The 13,393-nt window shown below is 65.4% G+C and carries 11 protein-coding genes; 7 read left to right on the top strand and 4 right to left on the bottom strand.

Annotation, left to right across the window (positions count from 1 at the left end):
* Nucleotides 1–49 precede the first annotated feature (49 nt).
* The 3 genes from AB0L82_RS05575 to speD all read left to right on the top strand — a co-directional run bounded on the left by AB0L82_RS05575 (nucleotide 50) and on the right by speD (nucleotide 5,093).
* Nucleotides 50–2,560, top strand: coding sequence for a DUF3516 domain-containing protein (locus AB0L82_RS05575; protein WP_364631467.1), 2,511 nt, complete (start codon nucleotides 50–52; stop codon nucleotides 2,558–2,560).
* Nucleotides 2,561–2,751: 191 nt separating this feature from the next.
* Nucleotides 2,752–3,867 carry a type III PLP-dependent enzyme gene (locus tag AB0L82_RS05570; protein WP_364632800.1) on the top strand — a complete coding sequence of 372 codons (1,116 nt, stop codon included), beginning with the start codon at nucleotides 2,752–2,754 and terminating at the stop codon, nucleotides 3,865–3,867.
* Between the two features lie 8 nt (nucleotides 3,868–3,875).
* Nucleotides 3,876–5,093: an adenosylmethionine decarboxylase gene (gene speD / locus AB0L82_RS05565; protein ID WP_364631465.1), complete on the top strand. Its 1,218-nt coding sequence runs from the start codon at nucleotides 3,876–3,878 to the stop codon at nucleotides 5,091–5,093.
* Between the two features lie 73 nt (nucleotides 5,094–5,166).
* Here speD and AB0L82_RS05560 read toward each other — a convergent pair whose 3' ends face one another.
* Both AB0L82_RS05560 and AB0L82_RS05555 read right to left on the bottom strand, forming a co-directional pair.
* Nucleotides 5,167–6,474: a cyclopropane-fatty-acyl-phospholipid synthase family protein gene (locus tag AB0L82_RS05560; protein ID WP_364631463.1), complete on the bottom strand. Its 1,308-nt coding sequence runs from the start codon at nucleotides 6,472–6,474 to the stop codon at nucleotides 5,167–5,169.
* Nucleotides 6,475–6,557: 83 nt separating this feature from the next.
* Nucleotides 6,558–7,169 carry a TetR family transcriptional regulator gene (locus AB0L82_RS05555; protein WP_364631460.1) on the bottom strand — a complete coding sequence of 204 codons (612 nt, stop codon included), beginning with the start codon at nucleotides 7,167–7,169 and terminating at the stop codon, nucleotides 6,558–6,560.
* Between the two features lie 98 nt (nucleotides 7,170–7,267).
* Here AB0L82_RS05555 and AB0L82_RS05550 point away from each other — a divergent pair, with 98 nt between their 5' ends.
* Nucleotides 7,268–8,698 (top strand): DHA2 family efflux MFS transporter permease subunit, encoded by a 1,431-nt coding sequence (locus AB0L82_RS05550; protein WP_364631457.1) that lies wholly within the window; start codon nucleotides 7,268–7,270, stop codon nucleotides 8,696–8,698.
* Here the strand turns inward: AB0L82_RS05550 and AB0L82_RS05545 are convergent.
* Nucleotides 8,658–9,563 carry a sterol desaturase family protein gene (locus AB0L82_RS05545; protein ID WP_364631455.1) on the bottom strand — a complete coding sequence of 302 codons (906 nt, stop codon included), beginning with the start codon at nucleotides 9,561–9,563 and terminating at the stop codon, nucleotides 8,658–8,660. The two genes, AB0L82_RS05550 and AB0L82_RS05545, sit on opposite strands and share 41 nt — an antisense overlap.
* A gap of 137 nt (nucleotides 9,564–9,700) precedes the next feature.
* On the opposite strand from AB0L82_RS05545, the gene AB0L82_RS05540 reads away from it, so the two are divergent.
* Both AB0L82_RS05540 and AB0L82_RS05535 read left to right on the top strand, forming a co-directional pair.
* A complete protein-coding gene (locus AB0L82_RS05540) occupies nucleotides 9,701–10,357 on the top strand; it encodes a TetR/AcrR family transcriptional regulator (RefSeq protein ID WP_364631452.1) in 657 nt (218 codons plus the stop codon).
* 42 nt (nucleotides 10,358–10,399) lie between these two features.
* Nucleotides 10,400–11,317 carry an alpha/beta hydrolase gene (locus AB0L82_RS05535; protein WP_364631449.1) on the top strand — a complete coding sequence of 306 codons (918 nt, stop codon included), beginning with the start codon at nucleotides 10,400–10,402 and terminating at the stop codon, nucleotides 11,315–11,317.
* A gap of 20 nt (nucleotides 11,318–11,337) precedes the next feature.
* On the opposite strand, the gene AB0L82_RS05530 is transcribed toward AB0L82_RS05535, so the two are convergent.
* Nucleotides 11,338–12,063, bottom strand: a complete 726-nt coding sequence (locus AB0L82_RS05530) for a hypothetical protein (protein ID WP_364631446.1) — start codon at nucleotides 12,061–12,063, stop codon at nucleotides 11,338–11,340.
* A gap of 233 nt (nucleotides 12,064–12,296) precedes the next feature.
* Between AB0L82_RS05530 and AB0L82_RS05525 the strand changes: the two genes are divergently transcribed.
* Nucleotides 12,297–13,280, top strand: coding sequence for an aldo/keto reductase (locus AB0L82_RS05525; RefSeq protein ID WP_364631443.1), 984 nt, complete (start codon nucleotides 12,297–12,299; stop codon nucleotides 13,278–13,280).
* Nucleotides 13,281–13,393: the final 113 nt, after the last annotated feature.

Below are 13,393 nucleotides of genomic sequence, written 5' to 3'. Positions count from 1 at the left end.
CCGCCCGCCGTGGGCGGAGCCGGGCAGATCGCCCAGTAACGTAGGGCGCGTGCAGCTATCCGAACTCATCCCCGACCAAGCCATACCCGATGTGGACCCGGACTGGCTGTACGAGACTTTCACCGACTGGACCACTTCCGAAGGGCTGACGCTGTATCCGGCCCAGGAAGAGGCGCTGCTCGAGCTCTTCACCGGGTCGAATGTCATTCTGGCGACGCCGACCGGGTCGGGTAAATCACTCGTGGCGATCGGCGCGCATTACGCGGCGCTCAATCGCGGGCAGCGCAGCTACTACACCGCGCCGATCAAGGCCCTGGTCAGTGAGAAGTTCTTCGCGCTGTGCGAGGTGTTCGGGGCGGATCGAGTCGGCATGGTGACCGGTGACGCGGCGGTGAATCCGGATGCGCCGATCATTTGCGCCACCGCGGAGATCCTGGCGAATCTGGCTTTGCGCGAGGGCGCGAAGGCCAATGTCGGCCAGGTGATCATGGATGAGTTCCACTACTATTCCGATCCCGATCGTGGCTGGGCGTGGCAGGTGCCGCTGATCGAATTGCCGGGCGCGCAGTTCCTGCTCATGTCGGCGACGCTCGGCGAGGTCGACTTCTTCGCCGAGGATCTGAAGCGGCGCACCGGGAATGACACCGCGATCGTCTCCGGTGCGGAACGCCCTGTGCCACTGAGCTTTTCGTATGTGCGCACACAGATCAGCGAGACGCTCGAGGATCTGGTCACCACGTCTCTCGCGCCGGTGTACGTCGTGCACTTCACCCAGGCCGCGGCCATCGAACGCGCGCAGGCGCTGATGAGCGTGAATTTCGCCTCCAAGGCCGAGAAGGACGCGATCGCCGAGGCGCTGGGTGAATTCCGGTTCGCCACCGGATTCGGCAAGACGCTGTCGCGGTTCATCCGGCACGGCATCGGCGTACATCACGCGGGCATGCTGCCCAAGTACCGGCGGCTGGTGGAGAAGCTGGCGCAGGACGGGCTGCTCAAAGTGGTCTGCGGCACAGACACTCTCGGCGTCGGCATCAATGTGCCGATTCGCACGGTGCTGCTGACCGGGCTCACCAAATACGACGGTGTGCGCACGCGCCGGCTCAATGCCCGTGAGTTCCATCAGATTTCGGGTCGTGCGGGGCGCGCGGGATTCGACACCATGGGCACGGTCGTGGTGCAGGCGCCCGAGCACGAGGTGGAGAACGCCCGGCTCATCGCGCGCGCCGGGGACGACCCCAAGAAGCTCAAGAAGGTCCAGAAGCGCAAGCCGCCGGAGGGTTTCGTCTCCTGGTCCGAGGAGACCTTCGACCGGCTGGTCGCGGCCTCGCCCGAACCGATGCTGTCGCGCTTCAACGTCACCAATGCCATGCTGCTCAATGTCATTGCGCGCAAGGGCAATTGCTTCTACGCCATGCGACATCTGCTGGAGGACAATCACGAACCGCGGGCGGCGCAGCGCAAACACATTCTCAAGGCGATCAAGCTGTATCGCGCGCTGCGGGACGCGGGTGTGGTGCAGCAGCTGGACGAGCCCGACGAGTTCGGCCGGCATGCCCGGCTGATGGTGGATCTGCAACGCGATTTCGCGCTCGATCAGCCGCTCTCGCCGTTCGCGCTGGCCGCGTTCGAGCTACTGGACAAGGAATCCCCGACCTACACCCTCGATGTCATCACGCTCATCGAGGCGACGCTGGAGGATCCGCGACAGCTGTTGATGGCGCAGCAGCACAAGGCGCGCGGGGTGGCGGTCGCGGAGATGAAGGCCGACGGGATCGAATACGAGGAGCGGATGGAGCTCCTGGAAGAGGTCACCTGGCCCAAGCCGCTGGCCGAGGAGCTCATTCTCCCGGCGTTCGAGACGTACAAGGCCGGGCATCCGTGGGTGTCCGAGTTCGAGCCCGCGCCCAAGTCCGTAGTGCGTGAAATGGTCGAAAGGTCCATGACCTTCGCGGAATTGGTGTCGGTGTACGAGCTGGCGCGCTCGGAGGGCGTGGTGCTGCGGTACCTGGCGGACGCGTATCGGGCGCTGCGGCGCACGGTGCCGGAGCAGGCGCGCACCGAGGAGCTCGATGACATCACCGAATGGCTGGGCGAGCTGATCCGGCAGGTGGACTCGAGCCTTTTGGACGAATGGGAGCAGCTCACCAATCCGGGCGCTGAGACCGATACCGAACAGGTCGCGTTCGGTGCGGAATCCGTACGTCCCATCTCCGCGAACGAACGCTCGTTCCGGGTATTGGTCCGCAATGCCCTGTTCCGCCGGGTCGACCTGGCATCCCTGCGGCGCTGGGACGCGCTCGACGAGTTCGAGGACGAGCTGGATTGGGAGGGCGAGCTCGAGCCGTACTTCGCCGAGTACGACGAAATTCGCACCGGTCCGAACGCACGCGGTCCGAAGCTGTTCCAGGTGGAGAAGCGGGGCGAGTTCTGGCATGTGCGCCAGGTGCTCGACGATCCGGCCGGTGACCACGGCTGGAGTATCAACGCGGTCGTTGACCTGGCCGAATCCGATGCGGCGGGTGAAGTGGTGTTCGACGAGGTCACCATCTCGGCGGGCTGATCAGCCGCCTCGAACCGGCCGATCCGGTCACACTCTCGTAAGGTCTCGGGGCCGCCTTCGGGCGGCCCCGCGGCGTTAGGGTGACGTAGTCGTTGATCGCCAGTTCGTTTTCCGACGCCAAGCACTGCTATTCTCGCTGGCTGTTGCCCGAGGCCGTTTTGACGGCCCGAACAGTGGGGAGTTCCCTTAGATTGACCGTCTCAAACTCTCGCGAGTCACCCTGTCTCGTCGTCGACCTCGAGCTGGTGCGTGCCAACTACCGCGCCCTGCAAGCCGCGCTACCCACCGCGCGAATTCGCTTCGCCGTCAAGGCGAGTCCCCTACCGGAGATCATCCGGCTCCTCAACGTAGAAGGCGCTGAATTCGACGTAGCCAGCGTCGGGGAGATCGAGCTCTGCCTCGCGCAGGGGGTTGATCCGGCCGTCATGTGCTACGGCAATCCCATCAAGAAGGCCGCTCATATCGCCGCCGCGTTCGCCGCGGGTGTGCGCCGGTTCGCCTTCGATACCGAGGACGATCTCGAACGTATCGCCGAGCATGCGCCGGGATCCGAGGTCGAGTGCCGATTCCTCGCCTCCGCTCCGCAGTCGCAGACGCCGTTCGGAACCAAGTTCGGTTGTGCGCCCGAGGAAGCCGGGCAGTTGCTGGTGCGCGCGCACGATCTGGGCCTACGGGTCGGCGGACCGTACTTCCACGTCGGTTCGCAGCAGCTGGATCCGATCGCCTGGCAGATCGGCATCGAACAGGCCGGAGCCATCGCGGAAGCGTTGGCGGTCAAGGACATTCCGGTCGCGGCGGTGAATATCGGTGGGGGACTGCCGATTTCGTACGCCGACGCGGCTCCCGGCGTGGCCGAGCTGGGCGCGGTGATCACCGCGGCCGCCGCCCGCCATCTCCCGGAACACATCGACCTCATCGTGGAACCCGGTCGCGCCCTTGTGGGTAACACCGGCGTGATCCACGCGGAGGTGGTGAATGTTCGCCAGGCGCCGGACGGGCGGCGCTGGATATACCTCGACATCGGCCGCTACAACGGTATGGCCGAAACCGAGAACGAGTACATCGCTTACCGTTTCCAGACCGATCGCGACGGCGATCCGGTGGCCGAGGCGGTGGTCGCGGGTCCGACCTGCGATGGCGACGATGTACTGTATCAGCGCACGCGGGTCCTTCTTCCGACCACGTTGCGAGCCGGTGATTCAGTGCGAATCCTCGAGACCGGTGCCTATACGGCGAGCTATTCGTCGGTGTCCTTCAACGGTTTTCCGCCTTTGACTGTTCATGTCACTGGCGCTGAGCGAGAGTGAGTTTAGCCATGACGGCAGAATTCACCGGCTGGCATGTGCTGGCCGAGTTCGGTGGTGTCGACGCGGCCCTCTGCGACGACCTCGAACGACTCGAAGCCGCACTTCGAAAATCGCTGGTCGCCGCGGGGGTGACCATCTGTGATGTCGTGCGCAAGCAGTTCGAGCCGCAGGGTGTCACCATCCTGGCTCTACTCGCCGAGTCGCACGCCTCGATCCACACCTACCCCGAATCCGGAGACATCTTCGTCGACGTATTCACCTGCGGCAGTATCGGTGCCGGGGCGACCAAGGCGGTTGAGCTGCTCCAGCAGGAGCTTTCGCCCGCGACGGTCAATATGGAGGTCATTCAGCGCGGGCACGCCTCGCGCCGGATCCACGAGCCGGTCGGCGACGGCCTGACCCGGGTGTGGAATATGACCGATGTCGTGGTGGACACCAATACCCCGTTCCAGCACATGGTGATCGCGCAGACCGAGCAGGGGCTGTCGTTGTTCTCCGACGATGATCGCCAGTCCACCGAGTTCTCCCAGCTCACCTACCACGAGGCCATGTTGGTCCCGGGGTACGCGCTGGCCGAGAAGCTGGACAAGGTGCTGATCATCGGTTCCGGTGAGGGCGTCGCCTCGCAGATGTCGGCCGCGGCCGGCGCTTCGCTCGTCGATCACGTGGACATCGATCAGCTGGAGGTGGAGCTGTGCGCCAAGCACCTCCCCTACGGGTACTCCGAGGCGGATCTGGCCGAGGCGGTCGCGCAGACCGGCCCGATCAAGATGCATTACGCCGACGGCTGGGACTTCCTGGCCAAGGCCGAGGCCGACGGCGTGCGCTACGACATGATCTGTATCGATCTGCCGGATGAGCGGGTCGAGGACGCACAGCACAATCGCCTGTACGAGGACGATTTCCTGAACCGCTGCAAGGCGATTCTGTCCGAGGGCGGCGTGCTGGCCGCGCAGGCGGGCTGTCAGACCATGTGGCGCAACGAGACTCTCAAGCGTTCGTGGACCCGCTTCCACAACCTGTTCGAGACGGTCGTGCCGTACGTCAGCGATGAGCACGAGTGGACCTTCATCTTCGGTACCCCGAAGGCCATCGAGGATCCGGTCGCCAAGATGACCGCCACCCTGTCGACCCTGCCCTACAAGGCGGAGACCATCGACGAGCGTGCGATCGTGCGCGGCGCGATCGAGCCGCACGCCCTGCGCGTGGGCGCGACGGTCGGCTAGCGCACTCGCCCCAGAGGCACAGTGCCCGTACGGATCTCGGATCCGTACGGGCATTTCTCGTCCTCGAGACGGTTCACCCCCAGGCGCGCCGCGTGGCGGGCATCCCGGTATCGCCTGCGGGAGCGGGGATTACGCCCAGCACCTGATGCAATCCGAGGCCGCCGTCCTCGAAACCCAGTGCGGAAGCGGCCATATAGAGCCGCCATACCCGAGCACGCCCCTCACTCGTCAGCGAAACCGCCTCCTCCCAACGGGATTCGAGATTCGCCACCCAATTGCGCAGGGTGAGCGCGTAATGCTCGCGCAGGGATTCCACATCCCGGACCTCGAACCCGGCGCGCTCCATCGCCAGAATGGTCTCTCCCACATCCATGAGTTCCCCATCGGGAAACACATAGCGCCCCACGAACCCTCGCGAGTTCATCACCGAGCCACCGGGCGAGGAGATGGCATGGTTGAGCAGCCGCCCTTCGTCCCGCAACAGCCCGCGCAACGTGGTGAAGTACTCGGCGGCCCGCTTACCCCCCACATGCTCGAACATACCGATCGAGGAAATGGCGTCGAACTGTTCACCGGGAAGATCGCGGTAATCCTGCAGTCGGATTTCGATGCGAGCGGACAGACCCGCATCCGCTATCCGCTTACGCGCCAGTTCGGCCTGGGCGGTGCTGATGGTGACCCCGACCACCTGGGCCTGATAGGTCTGCGCGGCGTGCATTGCCATTGCGCCCCAACCACATCCGACATCCAGCAGGCGCATACCGGGCCGGGCGTCCAACCCCAGTTTGCGGCAGATCAGATCGTGTTTGGCGCTTTGCGCGTCCTGCAGCGAGACCGTCGCGTCGGCGGGTTGGTGGCCGTCGTCGCCGGATCCGACGAACCGAGCGCACGAGTAGGTCATGCTCGGGCCGAGCACCAGTTCGTAGAAGTCATTGCCGACGTCATAGTGATGGCTGATCGCCGCCGCGTCCCGCCGTTTGGTGTGCAGCCCGGTGCGCACGGGCAGGGCTTCCTCCGCCGGTCGCGGTGGCCGCCGCCCGAGTGCCCCGACCCGGCGCGCCGCACCGAACGCCTCCCACACCGCGTCAACCCCCAGCCTGGCATCCCGCGGCGCGGTAGAACTCAACGCCCGCAACAGCACGAAGATATCCCCATCCAAATCCACCGCCCCGGAAACGAACGCCCGTCCCACCCCCAACTCCCCCGGAGCCCAAACCACATGCCGCAGCGCATCTTTCGACCGCACCCGCATAACCCCCGCGCACTCCCCCACCGGCTCGATAACGCTCCCATCCCAGAACTCGAATCGCACCGGTGAGGTCGTCCCCACCGCGGCATGCAACAGGGGTTCGAACGCTTCCGCGACTGTCTGGTTGCCCATCGCTCCACTATGGTCCGAAATCTCCCCTTTTCGTGGCGAAGTCGCCCCCGATCGAACCTGGCGTGTCGCCACGAGGCCGCGAGCTAATCGGCGGCGAGGTGGCTCAGCAACTTCCGCAGCTGGTCGCGGTACCAGGTTTCGAATTCCGCTGACCCGGGCCGGATTCCGTCCGGCCCCTGGGCGACCTGCGGGTAGATGACCGGTGCGGAGACGATGGCCAGTAGCGCGGTGCGGAGGAATTCCGGATCGAGTTCGGCGGGAAATTCGCCGCGGTCGCGGGCGCGCCGCAGGTTGGCGAGATCGGTGTCGGCGGAGTCGATAGTCAACTCCGGATCACCGGCGGTCAGACCGTGCCAGGCCATCAGGCGGGCGGCGCGCGGTTCGGCGAATCCGGCGGCCAGATAGCGGTCGGCGACCTGTTGCAGCGGTAGCGCGGGATCGGTGATGGCGGTTTCGCGCTGCTGCCAGTCGCGTTGAATCTCGCGGTACAGGTTCTCTTTTCCACCGAAGTAGTAGGCGATGAGCTGCTTGTTCACTCCGGCCCGGGCCGCTATGTCCTGAATCCGCGCGCCGTCGTAACCCTTCTCCGAGAACTCGTCGAGGGCGGCGTTGAGCAGTGCCTGCCGGGAGCGTTCGGCATCGCGTCTGCGGTCCTGCGGATCGGGTGAGCGCCGGGGGCGGGAGGTCGCCGTCATGGGGACGACTGTACGTGAGAGTTGACTCAACCATCCGATCAGATGCACTAATCATCCGTTTGGTTGACACACTTGTACAACGGGGTGACACTTCCGAGGTGACAGTTTCCGACCTTCCCGGCGGTGTGACCGCGAAATCCACACTGACTCCCCGGGCTCGCAAAGTCGTCGTGGTCGTCCTGATCGGCGCGATCCTTTCCCTGCTAGACGCCACCGTCGTCAATGTGGCGCTGAAATCGTTGTCCGAGAGTTTGGGCAGCTCGCTCGACGCCATCCCCTGGGTGGTCACCGCATACCTCCTGGCCCAGGCGGCGGTACTGCCGGTAACCGGTTGGGCGGCAAGGCGAATCGGAGCCAAGCGGCTGTATCTGATCGCACTGCTGGTTTTCACCCTCGCGTCGATCTGGTGCGGACTATCGGACAGCGTCGGCGAACTGATCGGCGCGCGAGTGCTCCAGGGCATCGGCGGCGGCGCGATGCTGCCGGCGGGTCAGATAATCCTGGTGACGACGGCGGGGCGCGACGGGCTGTCGAAAGTGATGGCGGCTGTTGGCATTCCGATGGTGTTGACGCCCGTGATCGGACCGACGATCGGGGGTTTGCTCCTGGAGTACGCGGGCTGGCCGTGGATCTTCCTGATCAATGTGCCGATAGCCGTGGTTGGACTGGCACTAGGACTGCGATTGCTGCCGCGCGACGCGCGCACGGAATCCGTTGCGCCGCTCGACTTCCTCGGCCTCACCCTGGCCTCGCTCGGCATGGTGGGCCTGACCTATGCACTGGCAGAGATCGGCACGCGCGGAATCTCATCGACACGGGTGCTGGTGCCGCTGTGCGCCGGGCTCGTGGTAACCGCGCTATTCGTGGCGCGTTCGCTGCGAGTCGACCATCCGATTCTCGACCTACGGCTCTATCGAGATGGGCTGTACAGCTCGGCGGCGGTCGCCACTTTCCTTTTCGGCGTGGCCACCTACGGCTCGATGGTGTTGCTGCCCTTATATTTTCAGATTGTCCGCGATCAGGACGTCGCCCATACCGGGCTGCTACTGGCGCCGCAGGGCCTCGGCGCGGCGGTCGCCATGGCGGTGTCGAGCCGCATATTCGATCGCATCGGCAGCCGAATCTGCGTGATCGGCGGAGTGATCGGCGCGGTGGCCACCCTCCCGTTCCTGCTGATCGGCGACCGCACCCCGTACTGGGTGCTCGGACTGGCGATGGTGGTGCGCGGTGCGGGCATCGGATTGGCGGCGATGCCCGCGATGACTGTCGCCCTGCGTAGGCTGCGACCGGACCAGATCAGTGATGCCACACCACAGCTCAATATCGCGCAGCGGCTCGGCGGCTCGATCGGAACCGCGGTGTTCGTGGTCGTACTTGATAACCGGCTGCGGGACAGCGATATTCGACCGGCACAGCAGTCCGCCGCCTTCGGCGTCACCTTCACCTGGGTGCTCGCCGCCGCCGTTCTCGCCATCGCGCCCGCGATCGCTATGGCTGTACTCGAACGTCGCTCTCGACCGCCGGTGTAGCATCCTTCGGCTGCCAGCCGGGTGGGCCGAAGAGGTAGCCGGCGCGGTTGCGCCAGGTGGTGGCGGTGCGGACATCGGTTATGAGGGAACGGATTTCGTGGGTGTAGACCTTGAGGGGGTTGTGGGTGGCTATTTGGTGGGTGAGGCCGAAGTCGACGCGTTCGAGTTCGGGGGCGTAGGTGCCGAAGAGGCGGTCCCAGAGCATGAAGACGCCGCCGAAGTTCTTGTCGAGGTAGGGGTTGTTGGCGCCGTGGTGGACGCGGTGGTGGGAGGGGGTGTTGAAGAGGTATTCCAGGGGTGCCCAGAGGCGGTTGACGCGTTCGGTGTGCAGGGGGACCTGGTAGAGGATGGTCACCGCTTTGGCGAGCAGGATGGAGTAGACGGGGACGCCGAGCAGGGCCACGGGGATGTACCAGAGTTGGCCGAGCAGGTCCATCGCGCCGATGAAGCCGAGGCGGTTGGCGGTGGTGAGGTTGAAGTGCTGACTGGAGTGGTGGACGCTGTGCGTCGCCCAGAACAGCCGAACCCGGTGTGCGGTGCGATGTTCCCAGTAGTAGGCGAGGTCGGCCATCATGATGACGATCAGCCAGCCGAGGCCGCCGGGCTGCCAGTGCAGCGGGGTGATGGCGGCGGCCACCGCGACCATCGCCGCGCCGCCGAGCACCTCGGTGAACCGCAGGATGAAGCCGTTGGCCAGGCCGAGGGTCACATTCGTGACGGTGTCCTTGACCCCGTAGCCCCGGCGCTCCGGATGCCGCCCCCTGCGCCTGCTGATCAGGAACGCGCCGATGTCGACCACGAGCAGGACGTATATCGCCCATTCCGAATTCGTGGCCACCGTCTCTACGATGTGCTCGAAGTCCATGTGCCAGACGGTAAGTCGGATGCCGCGGGCAGCACATCGCCCTGGGGTGCTAGAGCCGGATAGCACCGCTGGGGGATTCCTCAGGGTCCAGACCCTGGTTATCGCTTGATCGGGATTACTCTGTTACGGTACGGAACGTGTCGTATCGTAATTACCCCGGCGCGGAGCCCGCCACTGGAGTGCGCAGCGGACGGCCTCGGGACAGCGTGCGTGAGGGCGAGATTCTCGCGTGCGTACTCGAGCTGCTCGGCGAGACCGGTTATGACGCTTTGACATTCGAGGCGGTCGCGCGTCGTGCGCGCGCGTCGAAAGCGACGCTGTACCGGCGCTGGGAGACCAAGCGTGAGATGGTGGTCGCCGCGGTCAAGGCCGGTCCGGCGTCCGGCAGCTCCGCCGACCCGGTGGATACCGGCACCCTGCGGGGAGACCTGCTCGCGTTATGCGAACGGCTCGACACCACGATGCGCTCGGCCGACTCGACAATGAGTTTGATGCTGTTGCAGGCGGGTCTGGAAGACCCCGACCTGTGCCGCTATATCGAGGACGTGACCGGGCCCACCGGGGCCAAGCTGCCGGCATCGGTGCTGTCCGCGGCCATCGAACGCGGTGAGTTACCGGTCGGCGCGCAACCGTTCCCCTACGAGGAAATCACCGGGTCGGTACTGCTGCTGCGCAGGCTGAACGGGCTTCCCACGGGATCCGAATATCTGGCACACCTGGTCGACACGATTCTGATTCCCGCGCTGCGAGCGAGCGCGAACTCCGAACCGCCGCTGTCGGCCATCTTCTCCTGACGACACATTTCTCTCGACCCCAGCAACGAAAGGCGCACGCCGATGACAGGCACGACAATCGACGGCTTCGACTATCGGCGACTCCCCGGGGAAGGCGGTGTCCACCTGAATGTCGCCATCGGCGGTGCGGGTGACCCCATCGTCCTGTTGCACGGCTTCCCGCAGACGCACCTCATGTGGCGGCACGTCGCCCGCGAACTTGCCGGGCGGTACACGGTGATCGTGCCCGACCTGCGTGGCTACGGGGCGAGTGGCAAACCCGAGGAGACGAGCCCGGACACCTATTCGAAGCGGACGATGGCGCGCGATATCGTCACCATCGCGCGCGACCTCGGATACGAGCGGTTCAGCCTGATCGGTCATGACCGTGGCGCTCTGGTCGGGGTCCGGGCCGCACTCGACCATCCGGACACGGTCACTCATCTGGGGATCCTCGATGTCCTGCCGACCATGGACACCTGGGATGTGCTGCACGGCGTCGATGCCGCTGTCGCGTGGCACATGTACCTGATGGCACAGCCAAAAGGCTTGCCCGAGCGGATGATCGGAGCCGTCGCCGAAGACTTCTTCAGCTCGTTCCTCGACGCCTGGGACCCGAGCGGAACCACATTCCCACCGGATGTACGCCGACACTACATCGACAGTTCCACGCACGCCGTACCGTCCATCGTCGCCGACTACCGGGCCACCGCCGGCATCGACCTCGAGATGGATCGAGCCGACCGAGAAGCAAACACCCGCTTGGCCATGCCCGTGGGAGTGATCTCTCAGGATTGGGGCGCACGCCTCGGCTTCGACGCATCCGCGCTATGGCGGAAATGGGCCCCGGACGCCTCGTACCAGCCGATCGATGCCGGTCATTTCATGGCGGAGGAAAAGCCCGGCGATATCACCGCCTTCATCCGAGAATTGGTTCACCGCACGCCCGCGCGAATCGACAGCGGTACATCCGCCCGCTGATCGGAGGTGGAGTGGCCAGGTTAGTGGGCGCGGAGTTTGGCTACCTGGGCGGTGAGAACGCGGTCGCCGAAGGCGATGCTATCGGCGGGGATTTCGGCGGACATGAATTTGCCGGTGATGTAGACGATTGCGGTGCGGGAGCCGACCGTCGCGAATTTGATCAGGCCCGAGGACGGCATGGTTCCCGTTGCGCGGGAACCCAATTCGCGCATCAATGGCATTTCCACGACCGGGCCGATATCGGCGATATCGCGGGTGACCGGGATTTCGAAGCCCGGATCCGCGGACTTGCCCGCACCGTCCATGAAGACCATGCGCGAGCCGGTGCCGGCGCAGCCGTGCATGGCATCGGCGAGGGCCGTGGTGTCGATCGCCCGGTTGACCACCGCGATCTGAACGTCGTAGCGAGGCCGCCCGTCGGCGGTGTCGACGCGGGCCAGCGCACTCGCGTAGGGGTCACTGTTGATCACCTTGATCGCGGTATTGCGGGCCTGACATTCGGGAGTCTGCTGCGCCGAGGCGAATCCGATCATGCCCAGCGCCATCGCATCGGTCGCGGGCGGCAGCACATAGGTCACCCCGGGCGTATCCCCCGCTGTCACCAGATAGTCCGTCATGGGCCGCGGCGGCACCGTCGTGGTGGGCGCCGTGGTGGGCGCGGGTGCGGCCGCCTCCTCGGATTTCCCACATCCGCCGATCGCGATCACCGATACGGCGGCCAACCCCGCCAACACAATCCGACGCACCGGCACAACAATCCCCTCCAGCTGAACAAGCGACCCGTATCGAGTCCCGCGCAGCCTAACCTCCCATCCGCGAGCAATCGAGAGGGGTAGTGGTCGCAGGATTCTGTGCGGATCTTCGCGGCAGGTACCGCCTTGGCGAGTTGACGGGTTGACTTGGAGTGCGCTCCAAGTCGTAGGTTCGTTTTCGAGCGGGTTGAGTCCCGGATTCGAGCTTGATCGAGGAGGAGTTGGGCATGATCGCGACCAGGAAGCTCGGGGAATTGACGGTCGGGGCCGAGGGTCTCGGGTGCATGGGGATGAGTCAGGCGTACGGGGTTCGCGATAGTGACGCGGAGTCGATCGCGACCATTCATCGGGCGCTCGAACTCGGGGTGACGATGCTCGATACCGCGAATGTCTATGGGCCCGAGACCAATGAGCGGCTGGTCGGGCGGGCTATCGCGGATCGGCGCGAGCAGGTGGTGCTGGCCACCAAGTTCGGGATCGTATGGGGTGAGGGCGGTGCGCTGGGCGCACGCGGTGATGCGGCCTATGTGAAGCAGAGTTGTGATGAGTCGCTGGCCCGGCTGGGGGTGGATTACATCGATCTGTACTACCAGCATCGGGTGGATCCGAATGTGCCGGTCGAGGAGACCTGGGGTGCGCTGTCGGAGCTGGTGCAGGCGGGTAAGGTGCGGTACCTCGGGATCTCCGAGGCTTCGGCGGAGACCATTCGCAAGGCGCACGCGGTGCATCCGGTGACGGCGCTGCAGAGCGAGTGGTCGCTGTGGACTCGCGATATCGAGGCCGAGATCCTGCCTACCGCAAGGGAATTGGGGATCGGCATCGTGCCGTTCTCACCGCTCGGTCGCGGATTCCTGACGGGTGCGATCACCTCCACCGAGGATCTGCCCGCCGACGATATGCGCCGCCGTCTCCCCCGCTTCGCGGACGGCAATTTCGACAGTAATCTCGCGATCGTGGCGGCATTGCGCGAGCTGGCCGAGGAAAAGGGCGTCACCGCAGGGCAATTGGCGCTCGCGTGGGTGCTGAACCAGGGCGCGGACGTGGTCCCGATTCCGGGCACCAAGCGTCGCGCCTACCTGGAGCAGAACGTGGCCGCGGCCGATATCACCCTCAGCGCACAGGATTTGGCGCGCATCGAGGCCGCCGCTCCGGCCAGCGCCATCGCCGGAGCCCGCTATCCGGAGGAAATGGCCCGCGTCGCCGCGAAATAAGCGAAACCGGCGGTGCCGGGCTCGGCCGCCGAGCGCGCCGAGCCCACCACGCCGCTCACCCGAATCCCTGTCGGAGCCTCTGGTTACAGTCGCTGCGTCAAACGCTCCACGAT

The organism is Nocardia sp. NPDC052001, assembly GCF_040680615.1.
Lineage (GTDB): Bacteria > Actinomycetota > Actinomycetes > Mycobacteriales > Mycobacteriaceae > Nocardia.
The sequence above is the reverse complement of the archived record's forward strand: the minus strand, read 5'-3'. Positions and strand labels throughout refer to the sequence as shown.

What these genes read in the sequence shown, in the direction of transcription:
- speD (WP_364631465.1), top strand. Translation starts at nt 3,876, where the DNA reads ATGACGGCAGAATTCACCGGCTGGCATGTGCTGGCCGAGTTCGGTGGT.
- AB0L82_RS05560 (WP_364631463.1), bottom strand. Translation starts at nt 6,474, where the DNA reads ATGGGCAACCAGACAGTCGCGGAAGCGTTCGAACCCCTGTTGCATGCC.
- AB0L82_RS05555 (WP_364631460.1), bottom strand. Translation starts at nt 7,169, where the DNA reads ATGACGGCGACCTCCCGCCCCCGGCGCTCACCCGATCCGCAGGACCGC.
- AB0L82_RS05545 (WP_364631455.1), bottom strand. Translation starts at nt 9,563, where the DNA reads ATGGACTTCGAGCACATCGTAGAGACGGTGGCCACGAATTCGGAATGG.
- AB0L82_RS05535 (WP_364631449.1), top strand. Translation starts at nt 10,400, where the DNA reads ATGACAGGCACGACAATCGACGGCTTCGACTATCGGCGACTCCCCGGG.
- AB0L82_RS05525 (WP_364631443.1), top strand. Translation starts at nt 12,297, where the DNA reads ATGATCGCGACCAGGAAGCTCGGGGAATTGACGGTCGGGGCCGAGGGT.